A 646-nucleotide genomic window follows, 5' to 3' on the forward strand; every position below is an offset into this window, starting at 1 on the left:
CGAAAAGCCGGCGCAGCCGCGCGTGCGCCGGGCCGCCGAGCCTGCGTGTTTTCCCTGATTCATCGGCTAATTGTGGTCAGACGGATGAAAAACGATCCTATAATTTCGGCTGCCTTGCCAACGGCTGTCGGCAGATCCGTCCGACGAGCGGTTAGGTGAGCGGGGCAGGCGAATCGCTTGCGCAATACAAGACGCATCACGTTGTCTTTCCGAACCAAGGTCTCCGTCGTTCTCGACGGCGGCTGACACTGCCGGGCCCCGCAAGCGCTGTTCCATCTGCAGGTCCGTCAATCCGTCTCGGGCGTGCTCCAAGTCGTTTCGTCCACGGGTGTTGTTCGATTGCGCAAGTCATGCCGCCTTGCCCGTATGACTAAACATAATCGAGGAGCTCCTGATGATGCTGTCCCGTCTTACGTCCATGTCCCTTGCCGCGATGCTCGTTGCAGCCGGCGCCGCCGCCCATGCGGAAACCGTGAAGATCGCCATCGCCGGCCCGATGAGCGGCTCGGTCGCTCAGTACGGCGACATGGTCAAGGCCGGCGCGCTGACGGCGGTCGAGCAGGTCAACGCGGCAGGCGGCGCGGGCGGCAACAAGCTCGAAGTGGTGATGATGGACGACGCATGCGAGCCGAAGCAGGCGGTGGCC

1 protein-coding gene is annotated in these 646 nt (G+C 63.2%); it reads left to right on the plus strand.

Features of this window, described 5'->3' with window-relative positions:
• Nucleotides 1-397 precede the first annotated feature (397 nt).
• On the plus strand, nt 398-646 hold a 249-nt coding region (locus J5M58_RS25855), incomplete at its 3' end, for an ABC transporter substrate-binding protein (RefSeq protein ID WP_207880156.1).

Source organism: Pseudomonas sp. 32_A (assembly GCF_017490905.1).
GTDB classification, from domain to species: Bacteria; Pseudomonadota; Gammaproteobacteria; order Pseudomonadales; family Pseudomonadaceae; genus Aquipseudomonas; species Aquipseudomonas inefficax.